19 protein-coding genes are annotated in these 20,529 nt (G+C 49.0%); 14 read left to right on the forward strand and 5 right to left on the reverse strand.

What is annotated here, in order from left to right:
- Nucleotides 1-105 precede the first annotated feature (105 nt).
- From HAP68_RS01265 to tatC, 4 genes are all read left to right on the forward strand, one after another.
- A complete protein-coding gene (locus HAP68_RS01265; RefSeq protein WP_003156683.1) occupies nucleotides 106-534 on the forward strand; it encodes a cell wall hydrolase in 429 nt (142 codons plus the stop codon).
- 263 nt (nucleotides 535-797) lie between these two features.
- Nucleotides 798-2,549, forward strand: a complete 1,752-nt coding sequence (locus tag HAP68_RS01270; RefSeq protein ID WP_014304274.1) for an alkaline phosphatase D family protein — start codon at nucleotides 798-800, stop codon at nucleotides 2,547-2,549.
- Nucleotides 2,550-2,561: 12 nt separating this feature from the next.
- Nucleotides 2,562-2,759, forward strand: a complete 198-nt coding sequence (locus tag HAP68_RS01275; RefSeq protein ID WP_003156681.1) for a twin-arginine translocase TatA/TatE family subunit — start codon at nucleotides 2,562-2,564, stop codon at nucleotides 2,757-2,759.
- Between the two features lie 61 nt (nucleotides 2,760-2,820).
- Complete coding sequence (tatC, locus tag HAP68_RS01280; protein ID WP_024084854.1) at nucleotides 2,821-3,546, forward strand: twin-arginine translocase subunit TatC; 726 nt, start codon at nucleotides 2,821-2,823, stop codon at nucleotides 3,544-3,546.
- Here tatC and pcp read toward each other — a convergent pair.
- Entirely contained in the window at nucleotides 3,543-4,190 is a 648-nt protein-coding gene (gene pcp, locus HAP68_RS01285; protein WP_024084855.1) for a pyroglutamyl-peptidase I, read from the reverse strand. The two genes, tatC and pcp, sit on opposite strands and share 4 nt — an antisense overlap.
- A 71-nt stretch (nucleotides 4,191-4,261) precedes the next feature.
- On the opposite strand from pcp, the gene HAP68_RS01290 reads away from it, so the two are divergent.
- Nucleotides 4,262-5,389 carry an aminotransferase class V-fold PLP-dependent enzyme gene (locus tag HAP68_RS01290; protein WP_024084856.1) on the forward strand — a complete coding sequence of 376 codons (1,128 nt, stop codon included), beginning with the start codon at nucleotides 4,262-4,264 and terminating at the stop codon, nucleotides 5,387-5,389.
- 35 nt (nucleotides 5,390-5,424) lie between these two features.
- Here HAP68_RS01290 and lmr(B) read toward each other — a convergent pair whose 3' ends face one another.
- Nucleotides 5,425-6,864, reverse strand: a complete 1,440-nt coding sequence (gene lmr(B) / locus HAP68_RS01295; protein ID WP_041482350.1) for a lincomycin efflux MFS transporter Lmr(B) — start codon at nucleotides 6,862-6,864, stop codon at nucleotides 5,425-5,427.
- Between the two features lie 36 nt (nucleotides 6,865-6,900).
- Nucleotides 6,901-7,467 (reverse strand): transcriptional regulator LmrA, encoded by a 567-nt coding sequence (gene lmrA / locus HAP68_RS01300; RefSeq protein WP_003156676.1) that lies wholly within the window; start codon nucleotides 7,465-7,467, stop codon nucleotides 6,901-6,903.
- Between the two features lie 177 nt (nucleotides 7,468-7,644).
- Here lmrA and HAP68_RS01305 point away from each other — a divergent pair, with 177 nt between their 5' ends.
- The 4 genes from HAP68_RS01305 to HAP68_RS01320 all read left to right on the forward strand — a co-directional run bounded on the left by HAP68_RS01305 (nucleotide 7,645) and on the right by HAP68_RS01320 (nucleotide 11,870).
- Nucleotides 7,645-8,760 carry a type II asparaginase gene (locus HAP68_RS01305; RefSeq protein WP_003156675.1) on the forward strand — a complete coding sequence of 372 codons (1,116 nt, stop codon included), beginning with the start codon at nucleotides 7,645-7,647 and terminating at the stop codon, nucleotides 8,758-8,760.
- A gap of 195 nt (nucleotides 8,761-8,955) precedes the next feature.
- On the forward strand, nucleotides 8,956-9,600 hold the full coding sequence (estA, locus tag HAP68_RS01310) for a lipase EstA (RefSeq protein WP_003156672.1): 645 nt from the start codon (nucleotides 8,956-8,958) through the stop codon (nucleotides 9,598-9,600).
- A 136-nt stretch (nucleotides 9,601-9,736) separates the two neighbouring features.
- Entirely contained in the window at nucleotides 9,737-10,807 is a 1,071-nt protein-coding gene (locus HAP68_RS01315) for a helix-turn-helix domain-containing protein (protein ID WP_003156670.1), read from the forward strand.
- 130 nt (nucleotides 10,808-10,937) lie between these two features.
- Nucleotides 10,938-11,870, forward strand: coding sequence for an aldo/keto reductase (locus HAP68_RS01320; RefSeq protein ID WP_003156667.1), 933 nt, complete (start codon nucleotides 10,938-10,940; stop codon nucleotides 11,868-11,870).
- A 43-nt stretch (nucleotides 11,871-11,913) separates the two neighbouring features.
- On the opposite strand, the gene HAP68_RS01325 is transcribed toward HAP68_RS01320, so the two are convergent.
- Nucleotides 11,914-12,909 carry a DUF5105 domain-containing protein gene (locus HAP68_RS01325; RefSeq protein ID WP_014304282.1) on the reverse strand — a complete coding sequence of 332 codons (996 nt, stop codon included), beginning with the start codon at nucleotides 12,907-12,909 and terminating at the stop codon, nucleotides 11,914-11,916.
- A gap of 128 nt (nucleotides 12,910-13,037) precedes the next feature.
- Between HAP68_RS01325 and HAP68_RS01330 the strand changes: the two genes are divergently transcribed.
- Both HAP68_RS01330 and HAP68_RS01335 read left to right on the forward strand, forming a co-directional pair.
- Nucleotides 13,038-14,438, forward strand: coding sequence for a YcdB/YcdC domain-containing protein (locus tag HAP68_RS01330; RefSeq protein ID WP_024084859.1), 1,401 nt, complete (start codon nucleotides 13,038-13,040; stop codon nucleotides 14,436-14,438).
- Nucleotides 14,439-14,638: 200 nt separating this feature from the next.
- A complete protein-coding gene (locus tag HAP68_RS01335; protein WP_024084860.1) occupies nucleotides 14,639-15,997 on the forward strand; it encodes a YcdB/YcdC domain-containing protein in 1,359 nt (452 codons plus the stop codon).
- Here HAP68_RS01335 and HAP68_RS01340 read toward each other — a convergent pair.
- Complete coding sequence (locus HAP68_RS01340; RefSeq protein WP_015388738.1) at nucleotides 15,994-16,497, reverse strand: M15 family metallopeptidase; 504 nt, start codon at nucleotides 16,495-16,497, stop codon at nucleotides 15,994-15,996. The two genes, HAP68_RS01335 and HAP68_RS01340, sit on opposite strands and share 4 nt — an antisense overlap.
- Nucleotides 16,498-16,606: 109 nt before the next feature.
- Between HAP68_RS01340 and HAP68_RS01345 the strand changes: the two genes are divergently transcribed.
- From HAP68_RS01345 to HAP68_RS01355, 3 genes are all read left to right on the forward strand, one after another.
- The gene (locus HAP68_RS01345; protein WP_003156660.1) at nucleotides 16,607-17,728 is read left to right on the forward strand and encodes a response regulator aspartate phosphatase; all 1,122 of its coding nucleotides are present in this window, start codon (nucleotides 16,607-16,609) and stop codon (nucleotides 17,726-17,728) included.
- 115 nt (nucleotides 17,729-17,843) lie between these two features.
- Nucleotides 17,844-18,623, forward strand: a complete 780-nt coding sequence (locus HAP68_RS01350; protein ID WP_015388737.1) for a glucose 1-dehydrogenase — start codon at nucleotides 17,844-17,846, stop codon at nucleotides 18,621-18,623.
- Nucleotides 18,624-18,705: 82 nt separating this feature from the next.
- Nucleotides 18,706-20,385 carry a glycoside hydrolase family 13 protein gene (locus HAP68_RS01355; protein ID WP_024084861.1) on the forward strand — a complete coding sequence of 560 codons (1,680 nt, stop codon included), beginning with the start codon at nucleotides 18,706-18,708 and terminating at the stop codon, nucleotides 20,383-20,385.
- Nucleotides 20,386-20,529 lie beyond the last annotated feature (144 nt).

The raw sequence follows: 20,529 nt of genomic DNA on the forward strand, positions 1-20,529 counted from the left end.
GAAATATAAACCCTTTTTTCGTGAACATTTGTTTTCTGGCTTTTGGCTGTCATCACTGGGCCGCTGCTGAATATGATGAAAGGAGAAAATACGGGAGGTGTCATGATGGCAGTCGTAAAAGCGTCGAGCGCCGATGTCGATCTAATGGCAAGGCTGCTCAGGGCGGAAGCGGAAGGCGAAGGGAAGCAGGGAATGCTTTTGGTCGGCAATGTGGGAATCAATCGGGTGCGGGCGAATTGTTCTGATTTTAAAGGCCTGCGCACCATCAGGCAGATGGTGTTTCAGCCGCACGCGTTTGAAGCGGTGACTCACGGATACTTTTACCAGAGACCGCGTGAATCCGAGCGGAGGCTTGCCCGCAGGAACATTAACGGAGAACGGTTTTGGCCGGCTAAGTTCAGTCTGTGGTACTTTAAGCCGCCGGGCAACTGCCCGCAGACTTGGTATGGCCAGCCGTTTGTCGCCAGATTCAGATCCCACTGCTTCTATCAGCCGACAGGTGAGACGTGCGAAAACGTGTACAATACATTTTAATCCCGGGGGCACCGTTCTTAAAATGAACGGTGTTTTTTTAATGTTTTGTGAAGAAAAATAGGAAAAAAGTGCGCTTGACGGATGACAAGCCAAAAAGAAACAGAGGGGGTTTTCTTCCGGCGGGGCAAGGTTTGTCGAAACAATGTGAAAAATGTCTCCCGCCGTTCATTTTTCAGCCTTACAAACCCTTCACACTTCTTCATAGCGGTTTAACATTTCTTTTTTATAATAAGGGCGATCAATGAGACGAAAGGGGAACTGACATGACACATGACGGCCGTTTAGATGAATGGATCAAGGAATTGGAGAACAAAAGCTTTCAGAACAATACGTTTGACCGCCGCGCATTTATACAGGGCGCCGGGAAAATCGCCGGTCTTTCCCTCGGGTTAGCGATCGCGCAATCCATCGGCGCGTTTGAAGTGAATGCCGCTCCGAAATTTTCAAACTATCCGTTCACCCTCGGCGTAGCTTCCGGCGACCCGCTGTCTGACAGCGTCATTCTCTGGACGCGTCTTGCCCCTGACCCGCTGAATGGGGGCGGCATGCCGAAGCAGGCCGTGCCGGTAAAATGGGAAATCGCCGCAGATGAACATTTCCGTCACATCGTCAAACGCGGAACGGAAATGGCCAAGCCGAATCTCGGACACTCTGTCCATGTCGAGGCGGACGGGCTCAAGCCCAATAAAGTATACTATTACCGGTTTAAAAGCGGGCATGAGCTCAGTCCCGTCGGCCGGACGAAAACGCTGCCCGCTCCCGGCGCTGACGTATCGGCCATGACGTTTGCATTTGCCTCATGCCAGCAGTATGAACACGGCTATTATACGGCGTATAAACATATGGCGAAGGAAAAGCTTGATCTCGTATTCCATCTCGGAGATTACATTTATGAATACGGACCGAACGAATATGTGTCAAAAACGGGAAATGTCAGGACGCACAGCAGCGCCGAAGTGTACACACTGTCAGATTACCGCAACCGTCACGCCCAATACCGCTCTGATGCCAATCTGAAAGCCGCCCACGCCGCATTTCCGTGGGTCGTGACGTGGGACGATCATGAGGTGGAAAACAATTATGCCAATGTTATCCCTGAAAAAGGCCAATCCGTTGAAGCGTTTGTGCTCAGGAGGGCCGCAGCTTATCAGGCTTATTATGAACACATGCCGCTCAGGCGCATGTCATTGCCGAACGGTCCTGATATGCGGCTGTACAGGCAATTTTCTTATGGCAATTTAGCATCGTTCAATGTGCTTGATACAAGACAGTACAGAGATGATCAGGCCAACGGCGACGGGAATAAGCCGCCTTCTGATGAGTGGAGAGACCCGAAGCGCACATTGATGGGGACAGAGCAGGAGCAATGGCTCTTCGGAAATTTAGCCGCCTCAAAAGCGAAGTGGAATGTGCTGGCGCAGCAAATCTTTTTCGCGCAATGGAATTTCGGAACAACCGCCAATCCGATATACAGCATGGATTCATGGGACGGCTACCCGGCTCAGCGGGAGCGGGTCATCAATTTTATAAAAAGCAAAAACCTGAACAATGTTATCGTGCTGACGGGTGATGTTCATGCAAGCTGGGCGTCAAACCTGCATACCGATTTTAATCAAACGAATTCAAAAATTTTCGGGGCCGAATTCGTCGGGACCTCCATTACATCTGGAGGAAACGGGGCGGATAAACGGGCCGATACGGATCAGATCTTAAAACAAAACCCGCATATTAAGTTTTTCAACGATTACCGCGGCTATGTCCGCTGTACGGTGACTCCTGCCCAATGGAGAGCGGATTACAGAGTGGTGCCGTACGTGACGGAGCCGGGGGCTGAGGTATCCACGCGGGCTTCATTCATTTATCAGAAAGACCAGACGGGGATTCGGAAGGTCTCTCAAGCGGCGGTTGCAGGCGGTTTAAAGCAGTCAAACGAGGTGGAAGAGGATCGTTTCTTCGCCCATAACAATGCGCATGAAAAGCAAATGAGAAAGAAACGGGCCAAAATCTCACAATAAGGAGGCACACTCATGTTTTCAAATATCGGCATTCCCGGGTTGATCCTGATTTTCGTCATCGCTCTCATCATTTTCGGACCTTCAAAACTTCCGGAAATCGGCCGTGCCGCCGGCCGCACGCTGCTTGAATTTAAAAGCGCCGCAAAAACATTGGTCTCAAATGAAGAGCCGGACAAGCAGACGGCTGAGAAAGACAAAACGGCAGGCTGAATCCTGACATGGGGGCAGACGAATCCGCTTCTGCCTCTTTCTCTATAAGGAGGATGTACGATTGGATAAAAAAGAAACCCACTTGATCGGGCATTTAGAGGAAGTCCGGCAGCGTCTCATTAAAACCGTTATCGCCTTTCTCGTGTTTTTTATCGGCGCCTGCTGGTTTGTGCAGGATATTTATGACTGGCTGATCAAGGATTTGCATGGCAGGCTGGCCGTTTTAGGGCCGAGCGAGATTTTATGGGTGTATATGATGATTGCGGGAATATGCGCCCTTACGGCAGCGATTCCGGTTGCGACCTTTCAGCTCTGGCGTTTTACGGCGCCGGCTTTGACCCCGTTCGAACGCCGCGCCGCTTTGCTTTACATTCCGGGGCTTTCGCTTTTGTTTATTATCGGAATTTCCTTCGGGTATTTTGTGCTGTTTCCGATTGTGCTCGGATTTTTAACACAATTATCCGCCGGCCATTTTGACATGGTATTTACGGCGGACAAGTATTTTACCTTTATGCTGAATCTTACATTGCCGTTCGGATTTTTGTTTGAAATGCCTCTGGCCGTCATGTTTCTGACACGGCTCGGAATCGTGAATCCAACCCGGCTGGCAAAGGCGCGGAAGCTTTCGTATTTTTTGCTGATCGTCGTCTCGGTGCTGATTACGCCTCCGGATTTTATGTCTGACTTTCTCGTCATGATTCCGCTGCTCGTCCTCTATGAAATCAGTGTGACGCTGTCCCGCATCGTTTACCGGAAGAAATGGGCCGAGGCGGCGTCTGCAGCTTAGTGAAGTTCGCCTCCGCCGGTCTCAATATCGTCCTCATGCGCCGCGGCGGTCACCGCGGCGATTTTGAGCGCTTTTGTCACGAGATCCAGGCTGAGGCTCGGCGCAGACTTCTGCAAGGTTTGCTCCGGAATGTACGGAATGTGTATAAACCCGCCGCGGATGTGCGGATGATGGCGGGCGATTTCATCCATCAGCCCGTAAAAGAGATGATTGCATACAAACGTCCCCGCCGTGTAGGATACAGCCGCGGGAATGCCTTCCTTTTTGATTTCCTCAACGATCCGTTTGATCGGAAGGCCGGTCCAATAGGCCGCGGGACCGTCTTGAGAAATGTTTTCCCCGACAGGCTGGTTTCCTTCGTTATCCGGTATGCGCGCCTCATTCAGATTGATCGCGACCCGTTCCGGCGTGATCTGCATTCTGCCGCCTGCCTGGCCGACACAGATGATAATGTCAGGCTGATGCTTTTTGACCGCATCGCGCAGCACGGCAAGAGACTTATAAAAAACGGTCGGCACTTGTTCGGATACGATTGAGGCAGGGCCTTCATGGGAACCGTCCAGCCGTTTGACCGCTTCCCATGAAGGATTGACCGTTTCCCCGCCGAAGGGGTCAAAGCCTGTCAGTAATACTTTTTTCTCCATATAAAACCCTCCTTTTCTTTTTACCATACTCTATAATGGACATATATTCCTGCCGAAGGGGGAAACATGTCTTGAATTCGCCTCTGGTGCAATACCGATCTTTATTTCCGGCGCTCCGCACACATACGATGCTCGCCAGCTGCTCTCAAAGCGCTCTTGCCCTGCCGGTTTCAAAAGCGGTCAATGACTATCAGGAAAGCCTGCTTCAGCATGGCGGAAACTGGGAAGAAGCCATTGGACGTACGGAGCAGGCAAGGTGTGAATTTGCGAAATTGATCGGCGCCCATCCTGAAGAAATCGCCGTTTTACCTTCAGTAACGGCTGCTGTCTCTGCCGTCGTTTCTGCTTTACCGGATTGCCGAATGAAACAGGCGGTGTATACGGAATTGGATTTTCCGGCGATCGCCCACATTTTGAAGGCACAGACTGAGATGGAGCTTTCAGTCGTGCCGTCTGAAGATGGAATGATCCCGTTAGAGCGGTATGAGACGTACATATCGGAGCAGACGCTTTTCACCTGTGTGCCCCATGTGTCATATACGTCGGGTTTTGTCCAGGATATAAAGCGCATTGCCGAGATATCCGCAAAGAAGGGATCGTTTCTTTTTGTCGATGCTTATCAATCGGCGGGGCACATCCCGATTGATGTAAAAGAATGGGGAGTTGATATGCTGGCCGCGGGTGCGAGAAAGTATATGCTCGGCATACCGGGAACGGCGTTTCTTTATGTCAGAAAGGAACTTGCCGAACGGCTGAAGCCGAAAGTCACCGGATGGTTCGGGCAGCAGCGGGCGTCGATGCCGGATTTAACCCGTTTTTCTTATGCGGACGGAGCCAAACGCTTTGAGACCGGAACCCCGGCATTTATCAGCATATATGCGGCACAGGCGGCTTTATCTCTATTAAACGATGCCGGTACAGACCGCATTCACCAAGAAGTAAAAAAACTCAGCGCATTTGCGTATGAATACGCTTCTGAAAAAGGACTGAACCTCACAGGGCCGCAGTCTGCCGATGACAGACCCGGCATGATTTCCATACGGGATGAAAAAGCGGCGGAAACGGCTGCGCTGTTGAGGCGGAAAAACATCGTATGCGCACCCAGCGGACAAATCATCCGGCTGGCGCCTCATTTCTATAACACGGCTGACGATCTGACTTATGCGATTGATGAACTGGCTGAAGCGCGCGGTATATAAAAATACAGCAGACTCACGGGGAGCCTGCTGTTTTCTTATGAATGATTCACTTTGACCCGTTTCATAAAGAAAGCGCTGATCAAGCCGATAACGGCGACAATCATCGCAAAGATAAAGGCGTGCTGGACGCCCGCAATCAGCGCGTGAGAGTATGCGGAAGGATCATCCGGGTTTTTCGCGGTGCTCATATAATTCTTCTGGCCGGCAGCCATGATGCTGACCGCCACCGCAGTGCCGATTGCGCCGGCCATCTGCTGGAGCGTATTCATAATGGCTGTTCCGTCCGGGTAAAATTCCGGCGGCAGCTGATTTAAGCCGTTCGTTTGCGCCGGCATCATGATCATGGAAATGCCGATCATCAGGCATGTATGAAGCGCGACAATCAGAAGCGCCGTAGAAGCGCCGTTAATGTTTGAGAAAAACGAAAGCACAGTTGCCGTGATGACAAACCCGGGAATGACAAGCCACTTCGGCCCGTATTTATCAAACAGACGCCCCGTCACCGGAGACATAAAGCCGTTTAAAATACCGCCCGGCAGCAGGATGAGCCCGGACGTAAACGCCGTCAGCATCAGTCCGCTTTGTAAATACATAGGCAATAGGAGCATTGTCGATAAGATAACCATCATACAGATAAACACAATCACGACACCGAGAACAAACATCGGATAGCGGAAAGCGCGCAGATTCATCATCGGCTGCTTCATTGTCAGCTGCCTGATGGAAAATAAGATGAGCGCGATCGCGCCGACAGTGAGCGAACCGATAACCGTCGGGCTTGACCAGCCGTCTGATCCTTCGCCTGCATTGCTGAATCCGAATACGATGCCGCCGAACCCGATCGTAGACAGAATAATGGAAAGCACGTCAATTTTCGGTTTTGTAATGTCAGACACGTTCTGCATGTAGGCGATGCCGAATAAAAGAGCCAACACAAGAAACGGCAGGGAAATCCAGAAAATCCAATGCCAGTTCAAATGCTCTAGCACAAGCCCTGAAAATGTCGGACCGATCGCAGGAGCGAACATAATGACAAGCCCGATCGTCCCCATCGCCGCTCCGCGCTTATGCGGCGGGAAGATGACGAGGATTGTATTAAACATCAGCGGCAGCAGCAGTCCGGTTCCTAAAGCCTGCACGATTCTTGCCGCCAAAAGAAACGGAAAGCTCGGCGCAAGCGCTGCAATCAGCGTGCCGATAATGGAAAAAGCGAGTGAAACGATGAACAGCTGTCTCGTCGTAAACCATTGCAAAAGCAGACCCGATACCGGCACAAGAATACCGAGAACGAGCAGATAGCCCGTCGTCAGCCACTGGACGGTCGCAGGAGTGATATGTAGCTCCTTCATCAGATCAGTCAGGGCGATATTCAGCGCCGTTTCACTGAACATGCCGATAAACCCTGCCGTCAGCAAAGAAATCATGATCGGCATGACTTTATATTGTTTGGAAGGCTGAGCGTTTTCCAAAATCATTCTCCTCTCTTTCTATACGTACATGTCTCTCGTATTTTATGTCTTCAGCAGGTTGGGGATTTGTTTAGAAATATGGAGGATCGGCATTTTGTCTTTTTTGGCTAAGGACACAATGATGCCGCCTTCTATCATGGCATTTAGAACAGTGCTGATTTCCGCCGCTTTCTCATCAGAAAAACCGGCTGATCTTAATTTGCCCGCGAACAGATTCTCCCATTCCTGATAAGCGTTTTGACAGGCCTGCCGGAGCTTTTCGCTCTTTAAAGCAGTCTCGGCAGCCAGTAAACCGACAGGAAACCCTTCAAAGTTCTCCGGACATGTGAATTGCCGTGATAAGTCCTGTAAAAACGCTTGAATGCTTTCCGCCGGATCAGGATGGGCATCAAGGCTTTCTTTTATTTTCATACGGATATAATGGCTCATTTCATTGACAGCCTCAATGGCGAGCTGCTCTTTGCCGTCCGGAAAATGATAGTAAAGAGAACCTTTCGGCGCACCGCTTTCTTTAATAATCTGATTCAGTCCCGTGCCGTAATACCCCTGAAGCTGAAACAGCCTGGTTGCTGCGGCGAGGATTTTTTCACGAGAATCTCCATAGCTCATAATGTTCCCACCTTACTGATTTGTGACAAATTTAAAATATAGTGACTGGTCTATTATCTTGATTTCGCATGACGGTGTCAAGGTTTTTTAACGGTTATTTTCTTCGGAAGAATGCCTGACAAGCGCGTTGACCGGTGAGAGGAAAATCATCATAAATAAAGAAAAGGAGAGAAAAGAATGAAAAAACAATTCATGCCCTTCATTACATTTATCACGGCTCTGCTCTTCATCGCGGCCGGCTGCTCCCAATCTCCTCAAACGAAAGAAACACCGCCCCAGATGGCAGCCGCAGCCTCTGCGAAAAAAGACGGACTTCCGAATATTAAAATTCTTGCCACCGGCGGCACAATTGCAGGCGCTGCTCCTTCAAAGACGTCCGCTACGGAGTACAGGGCGGGGGCAATCGGAGTTGGTGCCCTGATTCAGGCCGTTCCGGAGATAAAAGAGGCCGCGCATGTGAGCGGAGAACAGGTTGTGAATATCGGCAGCCAGAATATGAATAACGAGACACTGCTGAAACTTGCAAAACGGGTAAACAAGCTGCTCAAGTCTGATGATACAGACGGCATTGTCATTACACATGGAACAGACACACTTGAGGAAACCGCCTACTTTCTCAATCTGACGGTCAAGAGTGACAAACCCGTTGTTGTCGCCGGGTCAATGCGGCCGTCCACGGCGATCGGAGCGGACGGGCCGTCCAACTTATATAACGCGGTAAAAACAGCGGCTGCGCCTGAGGCGAAAGGCAAGGGGACGCTTGTCGTATTAAATGACAGAATCGCTTCGGCGCGTTATGTGACAAAAACCAATACAACCGCGACCGACACTTTCAAATCGGAAGAAATGGGTTATATCGGAACAATTGCTGATGACGTCTATTTTAATAACATCATGACCCGAAAGCATACGAAGGATACAGATTTCAAGATAGATAAACTTGATAAACTGCCGCAGGTCGATATTATATACGGCTATCAAAATGACGGAAGCTATCTCTTTGAAGCCGCCGCAAAATCAGGGGCGCAAGGCATTATTTTTGCAGCCCCGGGAAACGGCTCAATGTCTGATGCGGCGCTAAAAGGCGCTGTAAAGTCGGTCAAAAGCGGGCTGGCGGTCGTCCGCTCCACAAGGACGGGAAACGGGGCGGTAACACCGAATCGAGAGTATGAAAAAGACCATTTGACAGCTTCAAACTCTCTCAACCCTCAAAAAGCGCGGATTCTTCTCATGCTCGCGCTGACAAAAACGCATGATCCTAAGCGGATTCAAACCTATTTCAATGAGTACTAGGAGTAGAGAACCGGGTGTTCTCTCCTTTGTCGGTATGCCGTATTAAAGCATAAGCGTGCTTTCGGGAAAGGGGCGTCTTTCTCATTTTTCCGCTCTTTTTTAATTGTTGAAAACAGTAAAAAATACACTATTTTTTCCTTTTCTTCTCTAATAGAATGAAAACTGCAAAAATATTACATAGCAGGAGGAAAGTTCATGAAACATATAAAAAGCAAAATCCTAGTCATCCTTACAGTTTGTATGCTGTCCGTCATTTCCGTATTTGCCTTCCAGCCGACCGTATCGAAAGCCTCCTCAGGGCATAACCCTGTTGTCATGGTTCACGGAATCGGCGGGGCGTCCTTTAACTTCGCGGGAATTAAAACATACTTGGCATCCCAAGGCTGGTCAAGAAAAGAGATGTACGCTATTGATTTCTTAGACAAAACCGGAAACAACAGACACAATGCGCCGAGACTGTCCAATTACGTGAAAAAAGTGCTCAGCGAAACAGGTGCGAAAAAAGTCGATATCGTCGCGCACAGTATGGGCGGCGCTAACACGCTCTATTACATTAAAAATCTTGACGGCGGAGACAAAATCGCCAACGTCGTCACACTCGGCGGAGCGAACGGCCTTGTGACCAACCGGGCGCTTCCGGGGACTGATCCGAACCAAAAGATTTTATATACATCGATTTACAGCTCAGCGGACTTGATCGTTCTGAACCCGCTGTCACGACTGATCGGCGGGAAAAACGTGCAGATTCACGGTGTCGGACACATCGGACTTTTGATGAACAGCCAAGTAAACGGGCTGATTAAAGAAGGTCTGAACGGCGGCGGACAAAATACAAATTAACAGTTTCAAAGCCCCGGAGAATGAGAATATCCCGGGGTCTTTTTTTCTTCCATATTCTTTTTTCGCCGTAAACCAAGCCCTCTGAAGTTATTTTTGTTAAAATAATAAAGTTATATCAGAATTCGGAGGGTTTATTGTGGGAAAAGTGAAAAGAAATGCCCCTTGCCCATGCGGCAGCGGGAAGAAATATAAAAAATGCTGCGGAAGCAAAGAAGCTGCCATTCCGGCAGACATCGCGGCAAAAGAAGCGAAACAGATTCAGGAAAGCTTAATGGAGTACGCCTTTACAGCACATAGAGACGGCATATCATCATTTATTAACCAGCATGAGTTCATTACGGAGCTGGACAGACAGACTAAAGACATCGGAGTCTTCAACCTCGGTATCTGGGGAATTTTCTTCCGTCCGCTGGCAGGCGGCAAGACGATTTTTGAAGAATATCTTCAGAAAAAAGCCGGCGGCATCAACCGTCCGAAAACACGGGAAATCGTTGAATCATGGAAAAGCATGACACCAGCGGTTATGGTGCTTGAAGATGTGAAAGAAGGAATGATTCACTTTGAAGATGTGATGACAAAGAAACAATTCAAAGTGGAAATGGACGTCAGCCAGCAGGATCTTCCGCCGGCGGGAAGCCTGATTCTCGGCTATCCGATCCACGAAGCGGAAAAAGCGGAGTTCTTCATGCAGTTTACGATCTTCCCTGTGAAGCGGACCGAAGCTCTAATCAGCAAAGTGAAAAAGGCGGCTGCCCCGGCCCTTGCGGAAGGAAAATCGCCTGAGCGCTTTATGCAGGAGGACTTCGACACTGTGCTGGCCGCTCTTTTAGGAACGGCGGAAGAGCCTGAGCAGGCTGCTGAAGAAAAACAGACGGAGTGGGCGAACGACATGGAGAAGGAAACGGCGGACGCCATTGAAAAAGGCCTGAGCGGGGATGAATACCCGGCTGAGCTGGTTCCGGCCGTTATTGACCTGTGGAAAACGTTCTGTGTCAAAAAAACACCGACGATCAGAAAGCCGGAAGCTTTCGCGGCGGCGGTCGAATATTACGTAAACAGTATTTCTCTGAACGGCGCGTCCGTTTCTCAGGCTAAGCTGGCGAAGAAGTACGGCGTCAGCGCCTCAACGATTTCCAGCCGCTATAAGGAAATCGAGGGTGCTCTCACAGATGAAGCCGAACGCTTCGCCGCAGCTCTGACATCTTAATACACAGCCAAAAAACCTTGAAGGGCACATGCTTTTCAAGGTTTTTTCTGCAGAAATGCTCTCGGGGCAGGATAATTCTTACCGGTTATCTAATACTAAACAGAGCGATAAAAGGAAGGGAGCCTGAGCCATGGATGAGACACGTACGCTGGGCAGGACGGATTTACGGGTAAAGCGTATCGGCTTTGGCGCTAATGCGGTCGGAGGACATAATCTATTTCCGAATCTTAATGATGAAACGGGAAAAGAACTCATCCGCACAGCGTTGGACGGCGGCGTCAATTTTATTGATACGGCGTTTATATACGGTTTGGGGCGTTCCGAAGAGTTAATCGGTGAAGTTGTCGCAGAGCGCGGCGTGCGGGACAGCCTCGTGATTGCGTCAAAAGGCGCGCACAAAGAGGTCAACGGACAAATCGAGCTGGACAACAGCCGTGAATTTCTCCGTAATGAGGCGGAAAACAGCCTGAAGCGGCTGAAAACAGACGTGATTGATTTGTATTACGTCCACTTCCCTGACGGCAAAACACCGCTCTCCGAAGTGGCGGGCACGCTAAAAGAACTGAAGGACGAAGGGAAAATCAGAGCAATCGGCGCGTCCAATCTCAGCTTCGGGCAATTGCAGGAGTTTAACGCCGACGGTTATTTAGAGGTTTTTCAATCAGAATATTCACTGATTCAGCGTGAGGCGGAGCATGATCTGCTGCCTTATTGTGAAAAGAACGGTATTTCTTTTATTCCTTATTTTCCGCTTGCTTCCGGCTTGCTGACGGGAAAGTTTACAAAAGACACAGTCTTTGAGGACAGCCGAAAAAACAGGCCGCCGTTTCAGGGAGAAGCTTTTCACCAAAACCTGGAGCGAGTGGATAAGCTTCGGGCCGTTGCGGAAGAAAAAGGGGCGCAGACAGCGCATATCGCACTCGCGTGGCTTCTGTCGCAGCCGGCGGTGGATGCGATCATTCCCGGAGCCAAACGCCCCGGCCAGCTGAAACACAATCTGGGCGCGCTTGATGTGCAATTGACCGAGGATGAGGTTCAATATATCAGTGACATCTTCAAGTGAAAATAAAAAAAGGAAATAGCCTGCGCTATTTCCTTTCTTGCTGTCAGGACGTTTTTAAAAACGCTTCTGTCAATCCTTCCAGATCGGCGTCTGTATCCAGATACCACTGGCCGCGGGCGTTTTTCTTCATCTCGATTTCTCTTGTTACGGAAGAAGAAGCCGGTTTCAGGCGCATAAACTCTTCCGGATAGACAGAAAGCAGGTGGCTGACAATTTCGTTTTCATCAGCATCGGGGTGCTTTCCGGCATAGTCTTGCACGCGGTCTTGCAGCTGGCCCGCGAGCGGAGACATATCAAGCGGCGTCACTTTTGCTTCAAGGACGGCTTTTTTGCCTGACATGGATTTGGTATGCACCTTGAGCTCTGTGTTATCCCGAAGCGCTGATGACATGGCGTCAATAATAGCGGAAATGGCTTTTGAATCCGCCTGTTCTTGTGAAATGCCTGCAGAAGCGATAAAGCTGGCTTTCGCCGATTCCTGATATGCGGCGGCCGTCATTTTTTCATTTACACCGGTCAGGCGGGTGAAATCTTTATTGTGCTTGCCGTACAGCATCACATCAATGTATGCGGATAATGCGTCCGCCGGGTCAGGTTTTGCGTTTGAGGCTGTGCCTTTGACTTTCAGTTTATAAGATAAAGGCTTCGCGTCTTTTGCCTGCGGCTGATATACCAATTCATATGATTTGCCTTCGTCAGCCGTGAAGTACAGATTGCCCGTCACTGTCTTGCCCGCATGAAGCGTGCCGCTCTGCATCTGGTCATCCTTATCGGCCGCCGCTGTTTTCGCGTCATCCTGATAAAGCGAGAAGTCGCTGCTTTTGACGGTAAGCGGGTCTTTGCCCGTATTTTTGACGGTGACCGTTACTTTCAGCGCGGCCGGATGTTCAGTATCGTCTGAAGCGGCCCATGCCGTCTCTTTTATTTTCACTTTCGCCGTGCTGCTTTCCTGGCCGCCGCTCGTTTCGCTGCTGCATGCGGCGGTAAATGCCGTGAGAAGCAGTATGAAAAACACGGCGCTCATTTTTTTGATGGACATCTGGTTTACCCCCTGTTGTTATAATGATTAATTCAATAGTCATGAAGACAGACAGGTTAATTATACTAGTTTTGTATAAAAGAGTCTTGGTAATCATCAATCTTTTTGGAAGAAAAGGAAGTGTTATGATGAAAAAAGAAGAATTGAAACAGCTGGCTCTCCGGATCGGTAACGTACCTGCCCGCTACGAGAGTAATGTGGAAGAATACCAAGAAGATGAGGTTTTGTTTTGGTGGGAAGATAAGAATGATCCGGAAGCCGGCATCATGGTCGAATTGGACCGGGACGGAAAACTGAAATCCTTATCCCGTCCGGCTTTCCGGACTGATCTGCCGGCTCTTTCGGAATCGGACATAGAAGAACGGATGCGGGCGTTTGTAGAAACCCATCGTCCGGGGGCATTGGCTGAGTTCGAATTGGAGAAAAAAAGCTCCGCAAATGATGGTGATGTGAGATATTCCTATGTTCAGATGGCTGACGGTCTGCCGCTTCCGCTGACCGGGTTTTACGCCGACCTGTCTTTGACAGGGGAAGTAACCGGCTTTTCTTACCATGGGAAGGCTGATAATCTCTTAAGACCCGGAACAATTGCGGACAAGCGGGAAGCATTGGCTCACTTTATCAAACATGTTGAAGCGGAGCTGTTGTTCACCGTACTGCATCAGTCCGTCTATGTGCAGGGGGATGACAAGCCTCATCTCGTCTATGAAATCGTGTCTCCGACGCGGCCGATATCGGCTGACCTGAAGGAAGAGAATGCAGAAATAGACGAATATGAAGAGCTGGAAGACGACATGCTGCCGTATGTCCCGATTTCACGTCCTGCCCCTGAAGCGGAAAAGATGAGCATCAATGACATGATCGGGCTGCACGACGGTTTTTATAAAGAGAGGGAAAGCGATCTTGGAGAGGGCAGTATCGGTATTGCCTGGCGCCCTGAAAAAACAAAATCCGTACGGGAAGATAAAAGTTTTGAAAGTCTGTTCAAAGAGCGGAATGAACATGTATTGAAAACAAGGTATGATAAAGAATCGGGCCGGCTCACCGGGGTGATGTCATTTATACATAGTGAAGGCGAACCGGAGTTTTCCGAGGAAGAATGCCATCACATGGCCATCCGCTTTTTGTTCGCCATGTTTCCGGAAGCGGATCAGTATTTCCGGGTTCAATATGATGAGCCGGATGATGAAGGAGAAAACGTGGGACTTACATATAAGGCTTGTTCGGGCGGCGTTGATTTGCGATTCGGAGAGGGGAGAATCTGTGTCAGCAAAAAGACGGGTCTTGTCACTGTATATATGCCGCCGGAAATTGATCCGAAAGAGCTGGAGGAAATCGATCCCGTTCCTTCATTGACAATGGAAGAGGCGAAGGACGCGATCCGCCGGGCCATCAAAGCCGAGCTCGCTTGGGATCGTTGTTACGATGACGGCAGCTGCGGAAAAGTGTACAGGCTCGTATACAAGCCGGTTTTCCCGCGGTTTATTGAGGCCCATACGGGAGAAGTGATCACGAGTTTAATAGGCTGAAGGTCATGGGCGTTCGTCCCGGGTCTTTTGCGGGAAGTGTGACTATTGTATGAAAAACAGCCGCTCTGAATACGGCTCTTTTCCCTCTTTGCTAAAAATAGACACATAAAAGGCACTTTCTTCCCTTTAAAAGGATAAGGACGTTTTTATATAATTAAAAACAGTTCTTTTTTATACACTCTTCTGAAAGGATGACCCCATTGCTGAAAGAACATCTGAGAAAAAAAGCGCTGGAGATCGGGAACATACCGCCGCACTATGAGCTTGAAATAGAAGATTATGATGAAAAACAAAAAACGAGAGCCTATTATATATGGAAAGATCGTAACCATCCGGATAAAACGGTAACGATTGAGCTGGGCGACGACGGATCTTTGCTTACCTATTCACGCAACGACTGTCCGGGTTCAGACATGCAGCTGTCAGACGCCGAATTAAAGCTGACGGCTCTTCGGTTTGCGGCGAGACACCGCCCGCTTACTTTTATGAATTTCATCTTTCAGGCGAGGGAAGAACGCAATGGGTGCATCCGATTTATCTATACAAAAAAAGTGCTCGGCCGGCCGCTTCCCGATTCAGGTTTTTTCGTTGATGTAACCAGGAGCGGCTTCGTCGTGCAGTTTATCTATTACGGGGATAAGGGTGAAGCGCCCGTCCCGGAAACATTCGTCGATCGGGAAAAAGTCGTCTCGCATTATATGAGTGTGCTGACATTCAGTCTCGTCTATGATGTGGTCAATTTTGAGAAAATACCGCGTCTCGTCTATGAACCGATTCTGCCGGCTTACAGCTATCCGGCCGGTGAAGATGATATCGTGCCGGATCAGCAGCTTTGCGAAGACAGGAATGAGCCGGCAAAACCGCTTCCCGCGTTTGAACATAAACGGGAAATCAGCCTGGATGAATTGATGGGGTTTACCTCGGATATGGTTCAGACGCGCCGGCGCGATCTCGGGGATGAGATCGGAACGACATGGCGGAAAGGGTCGGTTCCGGAACGGAAAGATTTGAGTATCGAAAGCTATTTTGAAACCAGCAACAAAAATACAATGAAGATGAAAACGGACAAAAAGACAGGGAAAATGACAGCCTTTAAATCTTTTATTGAGCATCAGGGCCCGGCCTTTTATTCTGCGGAAGAGTGTGAGGCCGTCGCGCTTCAATTTTTATACAAGCTTTATCCGAGAGCGGACGAGTTTTTTAAAATGAACCCGCTGAAAACGGACGGAAGGGGCAGGTTCCGCTTCCATTTTTCCGTATGGCATCAGGATATTCCGCTGCGGTTCGGCGCTGCGAGAATACTTGTCAGTCCCGTAACGGGGCTTGTGGAAGCTTATATGGCGCCTGACATTGACCCGGAGCAGCTGGAGAAGATCAATCCGGTGCCGGCCGTTACTCCCGAAGAAGCAAAGGCCGCTTTTTTATCCGATTTCCATCTGCGGCTGGAGTGGCAGCGCGATTTTATGCCGTCCGGCAATGAAGGATATAAGCTTGTGTACAGGCCTGTCTATCCTCCGTACATTGATGCGCAGAAGCGAAAAAAGAAAAGGTTTTATTAGCCAGGGATCATTTGTAAATGAGGATAATCTTTAAAGCCTCTCCAATCGCCTCCCCAATCAAAACCGAGCGTTTTGGCAATCGATACGACCTCAAGCCAATCGGGCGTGCCGTTTCGGTTTCCGTCGTGCGTCATATCCCACATCAGGCTTCCATCCTTTTTTTGCAGGGCGAAGTCGATCGCAAGGCCGTAATTGTGGTAAGATTCCCCGCCTTTTGCGTAGGTGACGATATTTCCTTTTTTTGAACGTCCTTGACGGTACAATTCGTTTTGTTCCTCAATTGATCTGAAACCCTCTGTGATAACGACGGTGATGCCTTTTTTCAGAGCGGCCGTCCGCAATAGCTCCGCATTCTGTTTCACGAGCGGATGAAGAGCGCTTGGAATGGCTCTATCTTGTAATGCCGTCTGCGGCCTCAATTCTTTCTGCACATAGGAAAAACATAGGTCTGCAGAAAAGAAGAGGATCAGAAGCAGCGAAATTCTGACTGGTAGTTTCATGGTGAATTCTCTCTTTCTTTAATTGATTAAAATCTTTGTTTGCTCACTGCCATAAATTTGCTATGATAAAATATAACATAATTAGTAGCCGGAGGAAGGAGGCAAATCTATGAAATCCAAGATTCCATCTGAAGAAGTGGCCGTAAAGATGAATGAATGGTATAAGCTGATCCGCGCGTTTGAAGCCGATAAAGCTGAAGCGCTGAAGCGGGAGATTCAATATGAACTCGAAGATATGGAAGAAAATCAGGATTTATTGTTGTATTTTTCATTGATGGAATTTAGGCACCGCATCATGCTGGATAAATTAAAACCCATGAAAGACGGCGACTGCCAGCCTCCGTTCTCTGAAATGCTCACTGAGATTGAGATGAACCAGCAAAAGCTGACCGGCTTACTGGAATATTATTTTTACTATTTCAGAGGAATGTATGAATTTAAGCAGAAAAACTTCATCTCAGCGATTTCTCATTATAAGCGGGCTGAGGAAAAGCTTGAATATGTGGAAGATGACATAGAGAAAGCCGAGTTTCTGTATAAAATTTCTGAGGTGTACTATCATATCAAGCAGACTTTCTTTTCGATGAATTATGCGGGACAGGCGCTTGATATTTACAAGAAATATGAATTATACGGAATGAGAAGGGTGCAGTGCAAATTTATCATTGCCGGAAATCTGATGGACGCCCAGCAGCATAAAAAAGCGCTGGAATACCTCGAATGCGCCTTGGAGCACGCGGAGCGGCTTGATGATCAATATATGATTGCTGCGGCCTATTATAATATCGGGCACTGTATGTACAGTCTGGGTGACTTTTGCAAGGCGGCGGAGGATTTTGAACGGGCGGCTGCCGGATTTGAAGCACACAGCTTCCGGCAGGTCATCCAGGCTGTTTTTTCACTCACGCATATCTACTTTAAAACGGAAAAATACAGTGAAGCCGCCGCCAGCTGCGCGCGGGGCATGAGAAGTGCGGCGGAGTGGGAAGATGAGATCTATATGACAAAATTCCGTCTGATTAAAGAGCTTTATCAGGGGGAAGGCGGACAGGATTCGCTCAAAGAGTATTTTGACATCCTGGAATCAAAAGAGCTGTTGGCTGACACAGAGGAACTGCTTCAGGACGCGGCTCATTTCTTTCATAAACGGGAGAACTACAAAGCGGCATCTTATTTTTTCAGCAGGCTTGTCGGCGTGCAAAAAAGGCTGCAAATGAACAACTACGCATAATAAAAAAAAGAACGAGGGAGCTTCGGTTTCATCGTTCTTTTTATGATTCCTTTTGTTTTCAGCCGATTAAAACCGGGTACATGCTCTGTATTAACATCAGGGAGGAAATGAGACAATGTATCAGGATTTACAGGGGAAAACAGCGATTGTAACAGGTTCTTCGAAAGGAATCGGAAAAGCCATTGCCGAACGCTTCGGCAAGGAGCGGATGAATGTGGTTGTGAACTACCTCGGTGATTCCGCCGGAGCGGAAGAAGCGGCGGATATCATTGAGAAAGCGGGAGGCAGAGCCGTCACCGTAAAAGCCGATGTATCCTCAGAAGAAGGGATTCAGGCGCTGTTTAATGCCGCGCAGGAGCATTTCGGGGGCGTGGACGTGATGGTCAACAATTCCGGCTTTAACGGAGCGGAAGCGATGCCCCATGAAATGAGCCTGGAGGATTGGCAAAGGGTCATCGACGTCAACGTGACCGGCACCTTTTTGGGGGCGAAAGCGGCACTGAAACATATGCTCGAGCACGGCAAAAAAGGAACGGTCTTAAACATATCGAGCGTTCATCAGCAAATACCGCGTCCTGAAAACGTGCAGTACTCGGCATCCAAAGGCGGGATCAAAATGATGACGGAAACGATGGCGCTCAATTACGCAGACAAAGGCATCCGGGTGAATGCCATCGCTCCCGGCACGATCGCCACGGAGTCCAATAAGGATCTGGAAGATGAAACACATAAACAGGCCCAGCTGAAAAAAATTCCGATGAACGCCTTCGGAAAACCGGAAGAAGTCGCCGCGGCCGCCGCATGGATGGTGTCGGAAGAAGCGAGTTACGTAACCGGAACGACACTTTTCGTAGACGGAGGCATGACGCTTTATCCGTCCCAGCTGGAAAGATAAAAGAGGAGGGGAAACCTTCTCTTTTTTGTTTAGAGAAGGGGCATACAGGAAATGGTTCTCTAAAAAACAGGAGGGCCGCAAGATGGCGAATGACTGGTGGAAAGACGCCGTTGTCTATCAAATCTATCCGCGAAGCTTCCAAGATACGAACAGCGACGGCATAGGCGACCTGCGGGGGATTATCGCGCGTCTCGATTATATAAAAGAGCTTGGCGCCGATGTGATATGGATCTGCCCGATTTACCCGTCGCCAAACGTCGATAACGGCTACGATGTGACGGATCATCAAGCGATTATGGAATCATACGGAACGATGGAGGACTTTCACGATCTGCTTACAGAATGCCGCAGCCGCGGATTAAAGCTTGTGATGGACTTCGTTTTAAATCATACCTCCACGGAGCATCCTTGGTTCAAAGAGGCGGAAATGAATCCGGACAGCAAATACCGCGATTATTATATTTGGCGGCCGGGCACCGCGGAGGGCCCGCCGACCGATTGGGTGTCGGATTACGGACAATCCGTCTGGCAGTACGAAGAACATACGGGCGAATATTACCTGCATATGAACGCCGTTAAACAAGCCGATCTGAATTGGGAAAATCCCGAGGTTCGGCAATCAGTATACGAGATGATGAGATTTTGGCTCGATAAAGGCGTGGACGGATTGCGAATAGACCAGCTTCATCTTCTGTCAAAAAAAGAATACTTGCCGCCATATGAAGATTACATCGCCCGCCGGGCAGATCCGAAGCCTTTCCGGCCAAACGGAGCACGGATACATGATTACTTAAAAGAAATGACGAAAGAGGTATTTTCCAAATATGACGTGATGTCGGTCGGCGAGGCCGGATCAGTGACGCCTGAGGAGGGGCTGGTTTACACGGGAACCGATGAGCATGAACTGAATATGATTTTTCATTTTCAGCATATGGAGCTTGATCAAAAGCCGGGCCAAGAGCATTGGGATGTAAAACCGCTTGAGCTGTCCGATTTGAAGAAAGTGCTCACAGACTGGCAGGAAAAACTGGAACATCAAGGCTGGAATACGCTGTATTGGTGCAATCATGACCAGCCCCGGATCGTATCCCGCTTCGGAGACGAAGGCAAATACCGAAAGGCATCTGCCAAAATGCTTGCCGCCCTGCTTTATTTCATGAAAGGCACGCCGTACATTTATCAGGGAGAAGAACTCGGCATGACAAACGCCCCGTTTGACAGAATAGAGGACTATCAAGATATTCAGACCGTCAATATGTATCACAAAAGGGTATTTGAAATGGGCCGCAACAGGGAAGAAGTCATGGCGTCCATTATGGCGAAAAGCCGCGATCATGCCCGTACACCGATGCAGTGGGACGGCAGCAAGAATGCCGGATTTACGGAGGGCGAACCGTGGCTGAAGGTCAATCCCAATTACAAAACCGTCAATGCGGCCGAGGCTCAGGATGATCCCAATTCTATATTGAACTTTTACAAAAAACTGATCCGCCTGCGAAAACAGTATGCTGATATCATAAAAGGCAGCTACACGCTGCTGTTTCCCGATGACCCGCAGCTGTTTGTGTATGAAAGACAGGCAAACGGACAAAAAATCATATCCATCAGCAACGTATCGAAAGAAGAAGCCGCCTTTTATTGGCCGGACGGCTCCGAATCTGAAAGGGCCGAGCTGCTTCTCAGCAACTATGAAAATAACGGCGGCGCGGAATCCCGCATCACGTTCCGCCCTTACGAAACAAGAGTTTATCTGCTTGCCTGATATGTGTGTGATACGACGCCCCCCGTCCATACATGGCGGGGGCTTTTTAGGTAAATCGGTTATCAATTTAGAAAAAAATTACTTGCAAAACGTAATTACTTCGTTTTATTATGGTATAGGTAACAAATGAACGAGAAAGTACGC

The sequence above is a fragment of the Bacillus sp. Bvel1 genome (assembly GCF_014872755.1).
GTDB lineage: Bacteria > Bacillota > Bacilli > Bacillales > Bacillaceae > Bacillus > Bacillus velezensis.